At 71.7% G+C, this 14,702-nt stretch carries 14 protein-coding genes and 1 pseudogene; 2 read left to right on the forward strand and 13 right to left on the reverse strand.

Annotation, left to right across the window (positions count from 1 at the left end):
* Window positions 1-148 (reverse strand): annotated as a pseudogene (locus ABT008_RS13020) (glutamine synthetase); the annotation flags it as partial.
* 259 nt (window positions 149-407) lie between these two features.
* On the opposite strand from ABT008_RS13020, the gene ABT008_RS13025 reads away from it, so the two are divergent.
* On the forward strand, window positions 408-815 hold the full coding sequence (locus ABT008_RS13025; protein ID WP_502890421.1) for an RDD family protein: 408 nt from the start codon (window positions 408-410) through the stop codon (window positions 813-815).
* A 15-nt stretch (window positions 816-830) separates the two neighbouring features.
* Here the strand turns inward: ABT008_RS13025 and ABT008_RS13030 are convergent, their stop codons facing one another.
* Both ABT008_RS13030 and lipA read right to left on the reverse strand, forming a co-directional pair.
* Window positions 831-1,520, reverse strand: coding sequence for a DUF4191 domain-containing protein (locus ABT008_RS13030; protein WP_350696187.1), 690 nt, complete (start codon window positions 1,518-1,520; stop codon window positions 831-833).
* Window positions 1,521-1,730: 210 nt separating this feature from the next.
* A complete protein-coding gene (lipA, locus tag ABT008_RS13035; RefSeq protein ID WP_350696189.1) occupies window positions 1,731-2,720 on the reverse strand; it encodes a lipoyl synthase in 990 nt (329 codons plus the stop codon).
* Window positions 2,721-3,193: 473 nt separating this feature from the next.
* On the opposite strand from lipA, the gene aspS reads away from it, so the two are divergent.
* On the forward strand, window positions 3,194-4,480 hold the full coding sequence (gene aspS, locus ABT008_RS13040; protein ID WP_350696191.1) for an aspartate--tRNA(Asn) ligase: 1,287 nt from the start codon (window positions 3,194-3,196) through the stop codon (window positions 4,478-4,480).
* A 206-nt stretch (window positions 4,481-4,686) separates the two neighbouring features.
* Here the strand turns inward: aspS and ABT008_RS13045 are convergent, their stop codons facing one another.
* From ABT008_RS13045 to sucB, 10 genes are all read right to left on the reverse strand, one after another.
* The gene (locus ABT008_RS13045; protein WP_350696769.1) at window positions 4,687-5,310 is read right to left on the reverse strand and encodes a TetR/AcrR family transcriptional regulator; all 624 of its coding nucleotides are present in this window, start codon (window positions 5,308-5,310) and stop codon (window positions 4,687-4,689) included.
* 10 nt (window positions 5,311-5,320) lie between these two features.
* Complete coding sequence (locus tag ABT008_RS13050) at window positions 5,321-5,995, reverse strand: DUF4166 domain-containing protein (RefSeq protein ID WP_350696192.1); 675 nt, start codon at window positions 5,993-5,995, stop codon at window positions 5,321-5,323.
* Window positions 5,992-6,696, reverse strand: coding sequence for an SRPBCC family protein (locus ABT008_RS13055; RefSeq protein ID WP_350696194.1), 705 nt, complete (start codon window positions 6,694-6,696; stop codon window positions 5,992-5,994). Before ABT008_RS13055 ends, ABT008_RS13050 begins: the two co-directional genes overlap by 4 nt.
* 100 nt (window positions 6,697-6,796) lie before the next feature.
* Entirely contained in the window at window positions 6,797-7,438 is a 642-nt protein-coding gene (gene lipB, locus ABT008_RS13060) for a lipoyl(octanoyl) transferase LipB (protein ID WP_350696196.1), read from the reverse strand.
* A 64-nt stretch (window positions 7,439-7,502) separates the two neighbouring features.
* Window positions 7,503-9,320 (reverse strand): DUF6311 domain-containing protein, encoded by a 1,818-nt coding sequence (locus tag ABT008_RS13065; protein WP_350696198.1) that lies wholly within the window; start codon window positions 9,318-9,320, stop codon window positions 7,503-7,505.
* Window positions 9,321-9,450: 130 nt separating this feature from the next.
* The gene (locus tag ABT008_RS13070) at window positions 9,451-10,350 is read right to left on the reverse strand and encodes a TIGR01777 family oxidoreductase (RefSeq protein WP_350696200.1); all 900 of its coding nucleotides are present in this window, start codon (window positions 10,348-10,350) and stop codon (window positions 9,451-9,453) included.
* A gap of 94 nt (window positions 10,351-10,444) precedes the next feature.
* A complete protein-coding gene (locus tag ABT008_RS13075; RefSeq protein WP_350696202.1) occupies window positions 10,445-10,861 on the reverse strand; it encodes a type II toxin-antitoxin system VapC family toxin in 417 nt (138 codons plus the stop codon).
* The gene (locus ABT008_RS13080; protein WP_350696204.1) at window positions 10,851-11,117 is read right to left on the reverse strand and encodes a type II toxin-antitoxin system Phd/YefM family antitoxin; all 267 of its coding nucleotides are present in this window, start codon (window positions 11,115-11,117) and stop codon (window positions 10,851-10,853) included. The genes ABT008_RS13075 and ABT008_RS13080 overlap by 11 nt, the downstream gene beginning before the upstream one ends.
* Window positions 11,118-11,158: 41 nt before the next feature.
* The gene (locus ABT008_RS13085; RefSeq protein ID WP_350696205.1) at window positions 11,159-12,487 is read right to left on the reverse strand and encodes a low temperature requirement protein A; all 1,329 of its coding nucleotides are present in this window, start codon (window positions 12,485-12,487) and stop codon (window positions 11,159-11,161) included.
* A gap of 339 nt (window positions 12,488-12,826) precedes the next feature.
* Window positions 12,827-14,632, reverse strand: coding sequence for a 2-oxoglutarate dehydrogenase, E2 component, dihydrolipoamide succinyltransferase (gene sucB / locus ABT008_RS13090; RefSeq protein WP_350696207.1), 1,806 nt, complete (start codon window positions 14,630-14,632; stop codon window positions 12,827-12,829).
* Window positions 14,633-14,702 lie beyond the last annotated feature (70 nt).

Genomic DNA, 14,702 nt, shown 5'->3' on the forward strand with positions numbered 1-14,702 from the left:
GACCATCAGTGAAGAAGTTGTCGTCGACAGACTCCACCGGCAGATTGAAATGCTGCATCACACCGGGCAGGTCACAGAAACGTACGTCGACGAACTTCACGTCCTCGTTCTTGAGGTAACGCAGGAGTTCCTCGGGATTGGCGAACACTCGTCCTCCTGGCACGTCCACGGGGTAGCTAGGCTCCTGGCGACGCTATGGCCGTGCGGTTGCCCGGCCATGTCTCCAGTGTTTCTGCCGTGTTACGTCCCTCGCGTTGTGTCATGTTCCCTGGTGGGACGGACCCGATACGCGACGGACTGGTCCGGCTGTGCCAGTGTAGTGAAAATTGCTGCTATTGACCCTTTTCGGTATCACGTGCCGGACCTGCGCCGGGCCCGCACCAGCGTGCTGGCTACTCTTGTCCGCTGTGACGACCGAGCCACACCACGCGCCGCCGCCCGCCACCGACCCCACCTTCGTCCCGGCCGACCTGGGCCGCCGGTTCGGGGCACTGGTCATCGACTGGGTGCTCTGCCTGCTCGCGTCGGGCCTGTTCGCCAGCCCCACCGGCGACCCGTGGGCACCTGTCGTCGTGCTGATCGTGATGTACGGCTTCTTCCTCGGCCTGTTCGCGCAGACCCCCGGCATGTACATCACCAGGATCCGCTGCGTCGCCTGGACCGACGGCGGACGGATCGGCCTGGTCCGGGCGCTGCTGCGCGGCGTACTGCTGGCGCTTGTCGTCCCGGCGCTGCTGATGGACCAGCACCGTCGGGGCCTGCACGACCGCCTGAGCGGTGCCGTCGTCGTCCCTGCCGTACGCGCCGGGCGCTGACCGCCCGACCCGACCTCAGCGGCCCCGGCTCTGCCGGAAGGCACCGCGCGGCGGGCGCAGGTTCTTCGGGATCGCGCCCTTGGGCATCTGCGGCCGGGCGGTGAGCGCCTTGAGTCGCTTGTCCAGCGAGTTGACGTCCTTGCCGCTGAGGTTGCGCGGCAGCCGCATCAGCGTCATCCGCAGCTTGCGGATCGGCAGCTCGCCCTCGTCCTGGCCGATGACGTAGTCGTAGAGCGGTGCGTTGCCGATCACCTTGGCCAGCCGGCGCTTCTCCTGGCCGAGCAGCCCGCGTACCCGCTGCGGGTTGCCCTCGGCCAGCAGGATCACGCCCGGCTTGCCGATCACCAGGTGGACCATGTCCATCTGGGTGGTCGAGCTGACCGCGGGGGAGACCCGCCAGTCGCCCCGCATGCTCTCCATGATCTGCGCGGCGGCGCCCGGCTGCCCCTCGGCGGCGTTCATCATCGCCCGGTTCGACCGCAGGTTGAGCACGATCAGCAGGGCGAGCAGGGCGAAGAGGATGCCCAGCGGCAACCAGAGCCAGCCCCAGATCATGACCGCGACCACGGTCAGCGCGAGCGGGATCAGCACCGCGCCGGCCGCCAGTGGCGCGAACCACTTGTCCTGCTTGGCGGTGAACCGGAACACCAACCCGATCTGCTTCAGCCGCTGGCCGAACGAGACCTTCTCCTGGGGCTTTGCCATGCGGGCAAGTCTAGTGGTCGCCCGCCGTGCGGTTGATCCCCGTCCGGTCCTGCCCGTCGAGCGCTGCTCGCCGACCCGTCCTGACCTCGGTCCGTGCGGTCGGCCGCCGGCAAGCCGGCGACTTCCTGGGACCGGCCGCAGGCTCAGCCGGCGACTTCCTGGGTTCGGCCGGAGGCTCAGCCGGCGACTCGGCTGAGGCCGGCCGCCGGCTCAGCTCGCGACGGCGACGCTTTCCCGGGCGGCCAGGGCCTGCTGGTAGAGGCGGCCGGCGCGGTAGGACGAGCGCACCAGCGGCCCGCTCATCACCCCGGCGAAGCCGATCTCCTCGGCCTCCTCGCGCAGCTCGACGAACTCCTCCGGCTTGACCCAGCGCTCCACCGGGTGGTGCCGGGGGGAGGGGCGAAGGTACTGCGTGATGGTGATCAGCTCGCAGCCGGCGGAGTGCAGGTCGCGCAGCGCCTGGGAGACCTCGGCGCGTTCCTCGCCCATCCCCAGGATCAGGTTGCTCTTGGTGACCAGCCCGGCGGCGCGGGCCTGGGTGATGACGTCCAGCGAGCGCTCGTAGCGGAACGCCGGCCGGATCCGCTTGAAGATCCGTGGCACCGTCTCGACGTTGTGCGCCAGCACCTCGGGCCGGGCACCGAACACCTCGGCGAGCTGCTCGGGGACCGCGTTGAAGTCGGGGATCAACAGCTCGACGCCGCAGCCCGGTTGCAGGGCGTGGATCTGCCGGACGGTCTCCGCGTACAGCCAGGCACCGCCGTCGGGCAGGTCGTCACGGGCGACGCCGGTGATGGTCGCGTACCGCAGACCCATCGAGACCACCGACTCGGCGACCCGGCGCGGCTCGTCGGCGTCGAACTCGGCCGGCTTGCCGGTGTCGATCTGGCAGAAGTCACAGCGGCGGGTGCACTGGTCACCGCCGATGAGGAAGGTGGCCTCCCGGTCCTCCCAGCATTCGTAGATGTTGGGGCACCCGGCCTCCTGGCACACGGTGTGCAGCCCCTCGCGCGAGACCAGCCCGCGCAACTGGGTGTACTCCGGGCCCATCTTGGCCTTGACCTTGATCCACGGGGGTTTGCGCTCGATCGGCGTCTCGGCGTTGCGGGCCTCGATCCGCAGCAGTCGCCGCCCCTCGGGGGCGGGCGTCGCGGTACGCGCGGCCTGGCCGGTCGTCGGCGCGGAGTGCTCGATCGTCACAAAACGAGCCTACGCCGGATGGTGGCCGTCGATGAACTGCGGGCGACCGCCGTCACCTGGGAAATCCTGTGACGCCGGACACCGAGGGCGGAAATCACGCGTCACAGGACGGCCTCGTCGAGTGCTAGCGTTGCCGTTCGAGAGCGACGACGGAGCCGAGTAGCGCTCCGATCCGCCAGTTGAAGAGAGCCGCCGGTTGCTGCGAGGCGGTCTGGCGTCGGGCCGTGAAGACCCTCCCGAGCTGCGGGAAGAACAGCGTGCGATGTGTAAGGAAGGGCCCCCTGCTAACGCCTGCGGTAGAGCAGGGGACCCCGCCTAACATCCGCGTTCAGTAGAGCCCGCCCGGCTGGCCCCGGTGAAAAGGCGACGAATGAGGCTCCCGTCTCGACGGGGGCGAAGGTGTGGTGGCACCGCGAGGTTCCCGCTCGCCCACACCTCCCGGGGATCGCGTTGCGATTGACGAGGAGGTAACCGTGCAACGCATCCTGTCCGACCGACTCACCCCGCACACCGGCCGTACCGTCCGGATCGCCGGCTGGGTCCACCGCCGCCGACTGCTCAAGTCGGTGGCCTTCCTGATCGTCCGGGACGCCGCCGGTCTCACCCAGGTGGTGGTCACCGACCCGGCGGTCCGCGCCGAGATCGAGGCGCTGCCCGAAGAGAGCGTCGTCTCCGTCGACGGCACGGTGGTCGCCAACGCCACCGCGCCCGCCGGGGTCGAGCTGACCGACCCGGTGGTACGCCCGCTCGGGCCGCCCGCCGTGCCGCCGCCCTTCGACCTGTACCGGCCGACGCTCACCGCCAGCCTGCCCACCCAGCTCGACCACGCACCCGTCGCGCTGCGCCACCCGAGCCGCTCGGCCGCGCTGCGCGTCTCGGCGGCGGCGGTGGCCGGTTTCCGGGCCACGCTGGACGCCCAGCGGTTCGTCGAGATCCACACCCCGAAGGTCGTCGGCTCGTCCACCGAGAGTGGGGCGAACGTCTTCACCCTCGACTGGTTCGGCCGCCCGGCGTACCTGGCCCAGTCACCGCAGTTCTACAAGCAGCTCATGGTCGGTGTCTTCGAGCGGGTCTACGAGGTCGGGCCGGTGTTCCGCGCCGAGCCGCACGACACCGTACGGCACCTGGCGCAGTACACCTCCCTCGACGCCGAACTGGGCTTCGTCACCGACCACCGGGACGTGATGGCGGTGCTGCGGGACACCCTGGCCGGGATGATGGCGACGGTCGACGACCGGGCCGGGGCGGCGCTGGCCACCCTCGGCGTGCAGGTGCCCGCCGTGCCGACGCAGATCCCGGACGTGCACTTCACCGAGGCGCTGCGGATCGCCGGGGCACCCGCCGACGAACCGGACCTGGCGCCCGCGCACGAACGGGCGCTGGGCGAGTGGGCACGGCGGGAGCACGGGTCGGACTTCGTCTTCGTCACCGGGTACCCGATGGCGAAGCGGCCCTTCTACACCCACCCTGACCCGGACCGGCCGGACTACTCGAACGGCTTCGACCTGCTCTTCCGTGGCCTGGAACTGGTGACCGGCGGGCAGCGGCTGCACCGGCACGCCGACTATCTGGCCGCACTCGCCGACCGGGGCGAGCCGGTCGAGCCGTACGCCGGATACGTCGACGCCTTCCGGCACGGCATGCCGCCGCACGGTGGCTTCGCCATCGGTCTGGAACGCTTCGTCGCCCGGCTGACCGGAGCGGCCAACGTCCGCGAGGTCACCGCCTTCCCCCGCGACCTCCACCGCCTAACCCCCTGACCCCCCGCCGCCCGCCGCCCGCCGCCCGCCGCCCGCCGCCCGCCGCCCGCCGCCCGCCGCCCGCCGCCCCGATCGCGTCGATCATGGAGTTGTGGCAGTGGAATCGCGGACGAATATCCGTTTCGTCACAGCCACAACTCCATGATCACCGCACGGGCAGTGGGCGGGTGGATGGACGGCGGACGGGCGGGCGGCGGGTGGGACGCTCAGGTGAGGTGGCGGAGTTTGGCGCGGGCGGCGCGGCGGGCGAGGGGGCCGAGGTCGTCGATCACCTCGACCAGTACGGCGAGCCGTTCCAGGGCGTCGAAGGCGGCGCTGGCGCCCTCCGGGTCGACGCCGTCATAGAGTTCCAGGCCGATGAAGGCGGCGCTGACGGCCCGGGCCAGCCCGGCGGGGTCGACGACCGGGGCGATCGGCGAGCCGTCGAGCAGCCGGTGCAGCACCGACTCGATCTCCACCGTCCAGATCCGCAGGGCCGCTGCGGTGGACTCGGCGAGCGTGGGGTCGTTCTGTGCGCCGGCCAGCAGTTGGGCCAGCACCGCCAGGTTGCCCTCGGCCTGTTCCTGGCGGTGCAGGGTACGTCCGATGTCGAGCAGTTCGCGCAGGGACGACACGTCGGCGAGGCGGGCCCGGTACACGGCCACCCGGGCGGCGGTGACGCTCCGGCACGCCTCGGCCAGCAGGTCGTCCACGCTGCCGAAGTGATAGAAGACCAGGGCCTGGTTGACCCCGGCCGTGGCCGCGATCGTACGCGCCGACACGCCGGCGATGCCGTGCTCACGGATCGCGGCGATGGCACCGTCGATCAGTTTGTCCCGGGTGGCCATGATGTCCTCTCGTCTACTCCCGGGGATTCTCGCGCAGCGGTCGTACGGCGGCGGGCACCGGTGCCCGGTGCGACGGGACGTGGTCGACGGTGAAGCTGCCCTCGTAACCGAAGAGCGGGCCGAACCGGCGGTTGGTGACCCTGACCTCGATGCGGAACCGGTCCGCTCGGTCGTCGTACCACTCGCGTACGCGTGCCTCGCCGGTCAGCGCGGCGGGGCAGGTCAGCCCGTTCGGGAACCGCTGGACTCCGCTGCGGATGGTCAGCCCACCGGCGGCGTCGACGGAGAGGTGCAGGTCGACCGCGAGGTGCTGGTGCGTACCCAGATAGTCGACCAGGACCCCGCGACGGGCGCTCCACACCATGGTGGCGTCGAAGCGTCGCCGCCGGTGCGGGGTGACCTGGAAGGTGCGGACGAAGGTCAGCGTGGGGCGGCCGTACGTGTCGGTGTAGGCGTAGTTCTCGATGGTGAAGGGGATCTGCCGGCCGGTCTCCGGGAACAGGATGTGCCGCACAGCACCGAGGCGCAGGAACGGCCACGTGAAGGCGCCGCCGCGCCAGACCCGGTCCATCGTCCCGGTGCCGACGCAGCCGAGGTCGGTTTCGCCGTCGACCGCGAAGCGGCGGCGCAGGCGCGGGTGCAGGCGGTCGAAGTCGGCACCGAGGGCGTGCTGGAAGACGGAGGTCACAGGCGCTCCAGGAGACGGGGTGGCCGGGCGGCGAGGCGGTCCGGCGGGCGGCGCCAGCAGCGTCGGGCCGCCGGGGTGTGCGGATGTGGGGGCACCAGGCAGGCGACCGCTGCGGCGACGACCAACGCCAGCGCGGCCGGTGTTCGGCCTGCGGCCCCGGCCGCCACGGTGACCGCGACCACCGCGAGCAGCCGGAGGGCGACGTCGCGCATCGCGTTGGCCCGGGCGCGTTCCGGTGGTACGCCCGCCGTCAGCCAGAGCCGCAGCCGGTCGAACGACCACGCGGTGGCCCAGCCGAACAGCGGCCGGAAGGCGAGGTCGGCGAGCCGACCCGGGAGACCCCAGCGAGGGGTGTACGAGTAGCCGGTCAGGAACCGGACGCCGTGCGGCCCGGGCAGGTATCGCCAGTGGCCGGAGCCGGAGGCGACGAGTGACCGCGGATCGTCGGAGCCGAACCGCAGCGCCGAGGTGCGGGTGCCGTCGGGCCGCTGGCGCTCACCGACGTGGACGCCCCAGCCGCGCACGGTGAGCCCGGGGAGCACGGTGGTGGCGTACCGGAATCGGGCGGGCCGGCTGCCCGGCACCGGGTCGATCCGGCTGAACCGCAGATCCCACCGACGGTGCTCCCCGGGCTCCTGGGTCGCCCACCAGACCTGCTCCATCGGTGCGTCGATGAGCGTCTCGACATAGATGGATCGCATGCCCACCCCCGTTTTGAGCGACTGCTTAAAGGTAGCCGAATTTAAGCACTCGCTCAAGAGGGGGTACGGGGAGGCCGCCGGTATGCGACGGTCCCGGCGGTCAGGTGGTGACGATGGTCGGCAGGTGGCGCTCGACGACGGGAAGCACCTCGGCCACGGTGACCGGGCGGCCCAACTCGGCCGAGAGCGAGGTGACTCCGGCATCCCGGATGCCGCACGGCACGATCCGGTCGAAGTAGGTCAGGTCACAGTCGCAGTTGATCGAGAATCCGTGCAGGGTGACGCCCCGGGCGACCCGGATGCCGATGGCGGCCACCTTGCGGTCCGGCCCCCGCTCGTCGGCCGGCACCCAGACGCCGCTGCGTCCGTCGACCCGGGTGGCGGTCAGGCCGAGCTCGGCGCACACGTCGATCAGCAACTGCTCGACCCGCCGGACGTACGCGACCACGTCGACCGGGTCGGGCAGGCGCAGGATCGGGTAGCCGACCAGTTGCCCCGGACCGTGCCAGGTGATCTTGCCGCCGCGATCCACGTCCACCACGGGGGTGCCGTCCATCGGCCGGTCCCACGGCTCCGTGCGCTTGCCGGCGGTATAGACGCTGGGGTGCTCCAGCAGCAGCACCGTGTCGCCCTGCTCTCCGGAGACCACGGCCTCGTGCAGGCGGCGCTGCTCGTCCCAGGCGGCGGTGTAGTCGAGGACGCCGGCACGTACGGCCGTCAGGCCGGAGGTCGTCGCGGTCACGCTCACCAGCCTAGACCCGTACTCGCTGGTCACCTCCGGTGAGCCGGCTCACGGGCCGGGCGGCTCAGCGCTGCCCGACCCGCCAGAGCCAGACGTCCTCGACCCGTTCCGGCTCGCCGAAGAGCAGGGTCAACGTCCGGCGTAGCGCCTCCTCGTCGACCGGCCACTTGGCGCCGTGCACCTCGTCGGGGAGCACCACCGTCTCGATCCGCCAGTGCTCCAGGTCGGCGCGTACCTCCTCGCGGGTGCCCTCGGTGACGATCGGCGGCAGGCCGCTGCGCGCGGCCTGGTCGAGCAGCGCGCCGAACGGACGCGGCACCGGCCCGATCCGGCCGCGGCCGTCGGGCCCGCCGGGGCCGAGGAAGAAGCCGGACGGGATGGCGAACTCGCCCTGTCGGTTCGCCAGCGCGTACGCCTGCCAGCGCTGGCCGTCCGGATAGACGTCGAGGGCCAGCGGCGCCGGGGTCAGCACCCCGCCCGGGGAGACGTAGTCGCGCCACGCGCCGGAGGTGATGAAGCGGGGGATCGGTTCCCGTTCGATGGTGAGCAGCGGCGTCGGGACCAGCGGCACCAGCGCGACCGCGAAGGCGGCCGTCCAGGCCACCGCCGCCGCCCGACCCGGCCGATGGTGGCGGAGCCGGTCCACCGCGAACGCCAGCAGCAGCCCGATCACCGGCGTCACCACCAGCGCGAGCCGCGCGGGCAGCGCCGCGTTCACCACCGGTAGGTGCCCGAGCAGGTCGAACGGCATGGGCAGGTCGGTGCGGTGGCCGTTGACCTTCGCCACCGGACCGAAGGAGAGGGCGGTGAAGACCACCGCGAGTACGCCCAGCCCCCACAGCGTGGCCCGGCGTCGTGGCGTGGCCGACCGCCACAGCAGGACGAAGCAGGCGACGGTGAGCAGCAGCAGGGGCAGCCCGAAGAAGGAGTTCTCCTCGGTCGGGTTCGGCGCCAGTGAGGTGCCCAGTCCGGCCTCGCCGGCCAGCGAGCGGCGCGGGTAGGCGGCGTACGCGGCGATGTCCTCGGAGTGGATCACCGAGTCGAATCCGGTGCCGTGGAAGCGTTGCGGTCCGGCGAAGTGCAGCCAGAGCGGGTACGCCAGCAGCACCCCGGCGACCACGGCGGTCACCGCGAGACCACGGAGGAACGACGGCAGGACGGATCGGGCCTCGACCCGGTTGGCCGGGTGCAGCGCCCAGACGGCGACGAAGAGGCCGAGCGCCAGCGCGGTGAAGAACAGCCCCTCGGCGGCGATGGAGAAGGCGATCGCGACGAGTACGCCGAGGATCGCGCCGTCACGCAGCGGGTGCGCCGACCGACGCAGCACGAACAGCCGCCACACCAGCAGCGGCACCAGCCAGCCGGCGGTCCAGTTCAGGTGGGCGTTGGCGTGCGAGACCATGCCGGGGGAGAAGCCGATGAACAGTCCGCCGACGGCAGCGGCGAGTCGGCTGCCGACGAGGTGCCGGGAGAGCAGCCAGTACCAGGCGACGGCGGTGGCGGCGAGGTTCAGCGTGAGGATCACCAGGAAGGTGGCCGGCGGCCCGATCAGGTACGTCAGCGGGGCGAAGACCACCGCGTACACGGTGATCGAGGTGTTGACCGCGAGGTTGACGCCGTCCGGGACGTTGATCAGGTACGTGAAGAACGGGTTCTCCCCGTGGCTGACCGTGTGCCCGCCGAAGGCCAGCAGCCACTCGAACAGCGCCTGGTCGCTGGAGTTGACCGTGATCGCGCGACCGTTCGGGTCCCGCCACAGCCCGCTGGTCACCCAGACGGCGAGCGCCAGCGCGATCAACGCCACGATCAGGTCGGCGCGGCGGTCACGGGTGACGCGCGGCGGCGAGGTGGTCAGGGACGCCGAGGACGGGGAGCTGGGCACCTAGCGGACGTTACCAACCTCACCGGACACCTCAGGTCAGACCCGTCGTTTGCAAGGAAGGGTCCCCTGCTAACGCCTGGTGCATATAAAGGGACCCTTCCTAACATCTGCGCGCCGCGGACCGCACGGGTCAGTCGTGCAGGGCGGCGTGCAGGGCGGTGGGCAGGTCGGGGTGACGGAAGGTGAAGGCGGCCCGGTTGAGTACGCCGGGCAGGACCCGCGTACTGGTCAGCGCCTCCTGGGCGAAGCCGCCGAGGACCGCCTTCAGAGCCAACGCCGGGATCGGGATGATCGCCGGACGGCGCAACTGGCGCGCCAGTTCCCGGGTGAACTCGGCGTTGGTGACCGGTGCCGGGCCGACCACGTTCACCGGGCCGCTCAGGTCGGCGCGGGCCAGCAGGAACGTGACCGCGTGCAGCCAGTCGGTCATCGAGATCCACGGGATCCACTGGCGTCCGCTGCCGAGTCGACCGGCGATGCCCAGCTTGAACGGCAGCAGTTGCGGCTTGAGTAGTCCACCGTCGCGGTGCAGCGGCAGCCCGGTACGCAGCCGCACCACCCGTACCCCGGCGTCCTCGGCCGGGCGCGTGGCCGCCTCCCAGACCCGGGCCACGTCGGCCAGGAAGCCCTCACCGGCCGGCGCGTCCTCCTCGACCACGCGGTCCCCGGTGTTGCCGTACCAGCCGATCGCCGAGCCGTTCAGCAGCACCTCGGGCCGGTCGGCCTCCGGCAGGCCGGCGATGGTGATGGCCAGGGTGCTGGTGGTGTCCACCCGGCTGGAGCGGATGAGCTGCTTGTACTGGTCGTTCCAGCGGCGGTCGCCCACCCCGGCGCCGGCCAGGTTGACCACCGCGTCCGCCTCCGCGACCAGCGCGGGGTCGAGCTGCGCCGCCGACGGGGTCCACTGCCGCTCGTCCGGCCCGCGCGGTGGTCGCCGGACCAGCCGCGTGACCTGGTGCCCGTCGGCCACGAGCAGGTCGACCAGCCGGGTGCCGAGGAAGCCGGACGCGCCGGCCATCAGGATCCGCATACAGACATCTTCGGGTACGCGCACCCGTCCGGCTGGGTCGAGTCGGTCACGCCGATGTCTCGGCTGACCTGACAGGGGCCTTCGGAGGGCGAAGTCAGGGGCGGCGCACGTGCCGGACGTCGACCAGTTCCGTCAGACCGGCGAAGGCGTTCGGGTTGGTCGTGTAGAGCGGTAGTCGGTTGGCATGGGCCACCGAGGCGATCATGAGATCCGCGAACCGACGGCGGGTGGTGCGGCCGGTGGCGAGGACGGCGCTGGAGATCATCCCGAACGCTCGGGCCGCCTCGGCGTCGAACGGTAGCGGGTCGAAGGTGGCCTCGGTGTGTTGGAGCACGCTGGTCCGGCGGGCTCGTTCAGCGTGATCGTCGGCACTGTGCGGGCCGGCGGACAGTTCCGCGAGCGTCACGGCGCTGATGACCATCTCCTCCGGCAGCTCGTCGGGGTCCAGCGTGCCGAGGAGGATCACGATGTTCGTGTCGATCAGGCCCCGGGCCGCGGTCTCACCACTCACGATCGAATGGGTCCTGATCGACGGCGGAGTCGAGGTCGCAGCGGAATCGCTCCGCGTCGAGCGGGGGCGCGGTGGCGAATGCGGCCATCACTTCGGCGCGCGGAACGAAGGTGCGCCGCCGAAGCGGGATCAGCTTACCGATGGGGGTGCCGTTGCGGGTGATGACGTAGGAGTCTCCGCGCTCCACCCCGCGCATGATCGCGCCGGAGTCGTTGCGCAGCTCTCGCTGTGTGATCTCCCGATGGGCGTCAGCCACCCGCCCATTCTGGCCATGGGTGCTACAGAGTGCTACGCATGTCACGGGTGCGGGTCGGGTGGGTTGTCGTGCCAGCGGGCACGGTAGGCGGCCTCGGCCGCCTCGTGGGCGGTGCGTTCCTCGAAGACCGCCGCGCGCAACGCGTGCCGGCCCTCGGACATCACCACCACCTCGATGACGATCATGCCGACCAGGATCACGGCGAGCACGCCGAGCGCGAGCAGTCCGGGCAGCGGCATGGCGATCGGGATGCCGAGCGCGAGCAGGACCACGGTGCCCAGCCGCAGCCAGGACAGCGTGCGCAGGGTGCGCCACTGGAACAGCATGTTCCCGGCCAGGTAGCAGAGCACCCCGGAGAAGAGCAGCGGTATGTCCGGCCAGTGCGCCGGCTGACCGATCGGGACGCCGGGCTCGGCGATGTCGTGCACGATGCCCTCCGCGCCGAGCGCGAACAGCAGGATGCCGACGATCATCGGCAGGTAGAGGTAGGCGTACGCGTCCCGGGCCATCAGCACCCGGGGGCGGCCCTCGCTGGCGTGCAGCGCGATCCGCGCGGCCGGGCCGATCACGTCGTAGTGGATCCACCACATGGCGGCGCTGAAGACGATCCCGAGGACGGCGGCGGTCACCCCCGGCAGGGTGGGCGGCTGGCCGATCAGGTTGCTGCCCAGGCCGATGGAGATCACCGACTCGCCGAGCGCGATGATCAGGATCAGGTCGTACCGTTCGGTCCAGTGTTCGGCGGAGGTCACCTCCCAGCCCCAGGTGCGGGCCAGCAGCCCGGTGCCGTACTGGAGCAGGACCACGCTGATCCACAACCCGTCCCGGACCAGCGCCGCCGCGTCCGCGTCGGGCACGTGGTCGGGCAGCAGGGCGGCGACGAGCAGTAGGGCGGTGCTCAGGGTCAGTTCGGGGGCGTACCGGAGCAACTGGCGGCGTTCCACCGGGTCGTCGCGGACGGCGTGCAGGAACAGCGCCAGGTGTACGGCCCGGATGACCACGTAGCTGACCGCCACCACGATCGGCCCGGCCTCGGTGCCGCCGGAGTCCATGAACGCCTGGGGCAGCGCGAGCGCGAAGCAGAACAGCGCGGCCATCCCGGCGATCATCAGGACGGGTACGAAGCCCTCGCCGATGCGTACCCGGGTGGCCACCACCGTGTGCACCACCCAGCACCACCACAGCACGGCGAGGACCAGCAGGGCGTGCAGCAGTTGCCGGTCGCTGATGTTGGCGGCGGTGGCCCGGGCGATGTTGAAGAAGGAGAAGACGAAGACCAGGTCGAAGAAGATCTCGAACTTGTCGACCCGGGCGCCCGGTGCGATCCCGACCGCCGGTCCCAGTCGTTGCCGCCGGCGCCTGTCGTCCACGGCCTGAGTTTCGCAGTGGCGCAGGTGGCGAGGGGTGCGTTTCGGATCAGCCCGCCGGGCGGTGACGCAATCCGTCCATCAGCAGGTCCAGCAGCCGTCGTGCCTGGTCACGCTGGTCTCGGCCGCCGGAGGCGAGACTGACGCTACTTCGAGGACTGCCGGCAGGCCGGGCCGCACGAGCCGGCGCCCGCACCGGCGTCGCCGCGTACGCGTCGACCCGGAGGCCGCTCGTCGGCCTACGGGTCAGCGAGCAGACCTTGGCGGGCTCAGACCCGTAGGCCGACGAGCGAGGGCGCCCCGGTCGACGACCGGGGCGCCCTCTCGTGCTGCTGACGGCGGTTACAGGCCCAGCTCGGCCTCGAAGTTGCCGCCCTCCAGCCGCTCCTTGACCGCGACCAGGAAGCGGGCCGCGTCGGCACCGTCGATCAGCCGGTGGTCGTAGGAGAGGGCCAGGTAGATCATCGACCGGACCGCGACGACCTCGCCCAGCTCCGCGTCGTTGACCACGACCGGACGCTTGACCACGGCACCCGTGCCGAGCATCGCCGACTGCGGCGACGGCACGATCGGGGTGTCGAACAGCGCGCCCCGGCTGCCGGTGTTGGTCAGCGTGAACGTCGCACCGGCGATCTCGTCCGGGCTGATCTTGTTGGTCCGGGTGCGCTCGGCCAGGTCGGCCACCCGCTTGGCGATGCCGCCCAGGTTGAGGTCACCGGCGTTGTGGATGACCGGCACCAGCAGGCCGCGCTCGGTGTCCACGGCGATGCCGAGGTTCTCGGCGTCCGGGTACGTGATCGTCCCGCCGTCGAGGTCCATCCGGGCGTTGACGATCGGGTACGTCTGGAGCGCCTCGATCGCGGCGAGGGCGAAGAACGGCAGGAACGACAGCTTGACGCCGTGCCGGGCCAGGAACGAGTCCTTGGCCTGCGCCCTCAGCTTGGCGATCTTGGTGACGTCCACCTCGATCACGGTGGTGAGCTGCGCCATCTCGTGCAGCGACTGCTGCATCCGCTTGGCGATCGCCGAACGGATCCGGGGCAGCTTCTCGGTCGTGCCGCGCTTGGCGCTCGGCTGCGGCTTGGCGGCCGGCTTGGCCGGGGCCGTGGCGGCGGCCGGCTGCGCCGGGGCGGGCGCGGCCTGGGCGGCCTTGGCCTTCTCGGCCGCGTCCAGCACATCCTGCTTGCGGATCCGCCCGCCGACACCGGTGCCGTTCACCGAGGCGAGGTCGACGCCGTGCTCACCGGCCAGCTTGCGGACCAGCGGCGTCACGTACCCGGCCGCCTGCTCGCCGCCGTTCGACGGAGCCGCCGCGCGCTGCGGGGCGGGAGCGGCCGGCTGGGCGGCCTGCTCGGCCTTTGCCGGCTCCTTGGCCTGCTCGGCCTCGGGCGCGGGCTCGTTGTACGAGGCACCCGGCGTCGGCTCGGAGACCTCCGGCTTCGGCTCGGGCTTGGCCTCGGCCTTCGGCTCCGCCTTGGGCTCGGGCTTCGGCTCCGGCTTGGCCTCGGCCGGGGCGGCACCGGCCGCACCGACGACGGCCAGCGTGGCGCCGACCTCGGCGGTCTCGTCCTCGGGGACCTTGATCTCCAGGACGGTGCCGGCGACCGGAGAGGGGATCTCGGTGTCGACCTTGTCGGTGGAGACCTCCAGCAGCGGCTCGTCCACCTCGACGCTGTCGCCGACCTGCTTGAGCCAGCGGGTGACCGTACCCTCGGTGACGCTCTCGCCCAGGGCCGGCATCTGCACCGGGGTGCCCTCGCCCGACGGCGCCGCGGCCTGGGCCGGCTGCTCGGCCGGCTCCTCGACGGCCGGCTGCTCCGCCTCGGCCTGCGGCTCCTCGGCCGCCTCGGCGGCCTGCTCGGCGGGGGCCTCCTGCTGCTGCGGGGCGGCCTCGCCGCCGGCCGACTCGCCCTCGCCGGAGATCACCGCCAGCTCGCTGCCGACCTCGGCCGTCTCGTCCTCGCCCACCACGATCCGGGTCAGCACGCCGGCCGCGGGCGACGGGATCTCGGTGTCGACCTTGTCGGTGGAAACCTCGAGCAGGGGCTCGTCGACCTCGACGGTCTCACCCTCCTGCTTGAGCCAGCGCGTGACGGTGCCCTCGGTGACGCTCTCGCCGAGCCGGGGCATGGTGACCGATACCGGCATGTTCTCCAGACTCCTTCATTTCCCTGGTGGGGGGATCATCGCCCGTCGCCGGACGCCGCGGGTTGTCGTG

Source organism: Micromonospora sp. NPDC002389 (assembly GCF_040296095.1).
Taxonomy (GTDB): Bacteria; Actinomycetota; Actinomycetes; order Mycobacteriales; family Micromonosporaceae; genus Micromonospora.

Coding starts and splice junctions, on each gene's coding strand:
- ABT008_RS13070 (WP_350696200.1), bottom strand. CDS start 10,350: ATGCGGATCCTGATGGCCGGCGCGTCCGGCTTCCTCGGCACCCGGCTG.
- ABT008_RS13030 (WP_350696187.1), bottom strand. CDS start 1,520: ATGGCAAAGCCCCAGGAGAAGGTCTCGTTCGGCCAGCGGCTGAAGCAG.
- sucB (WP_350696207.1), bottom strand. CDS start 14,632: ATGCCGGTATCGGTCACCATGCCCCGGCTCGGCGAGAGCGTCACCGAG.
- ABT008_RS13055 (WP_350696194.1), bottom strand. CDS start 6,696: ATGCGATCCATCTATGTCGAGACGCTCATCGACGCACCGATGGAGCAG.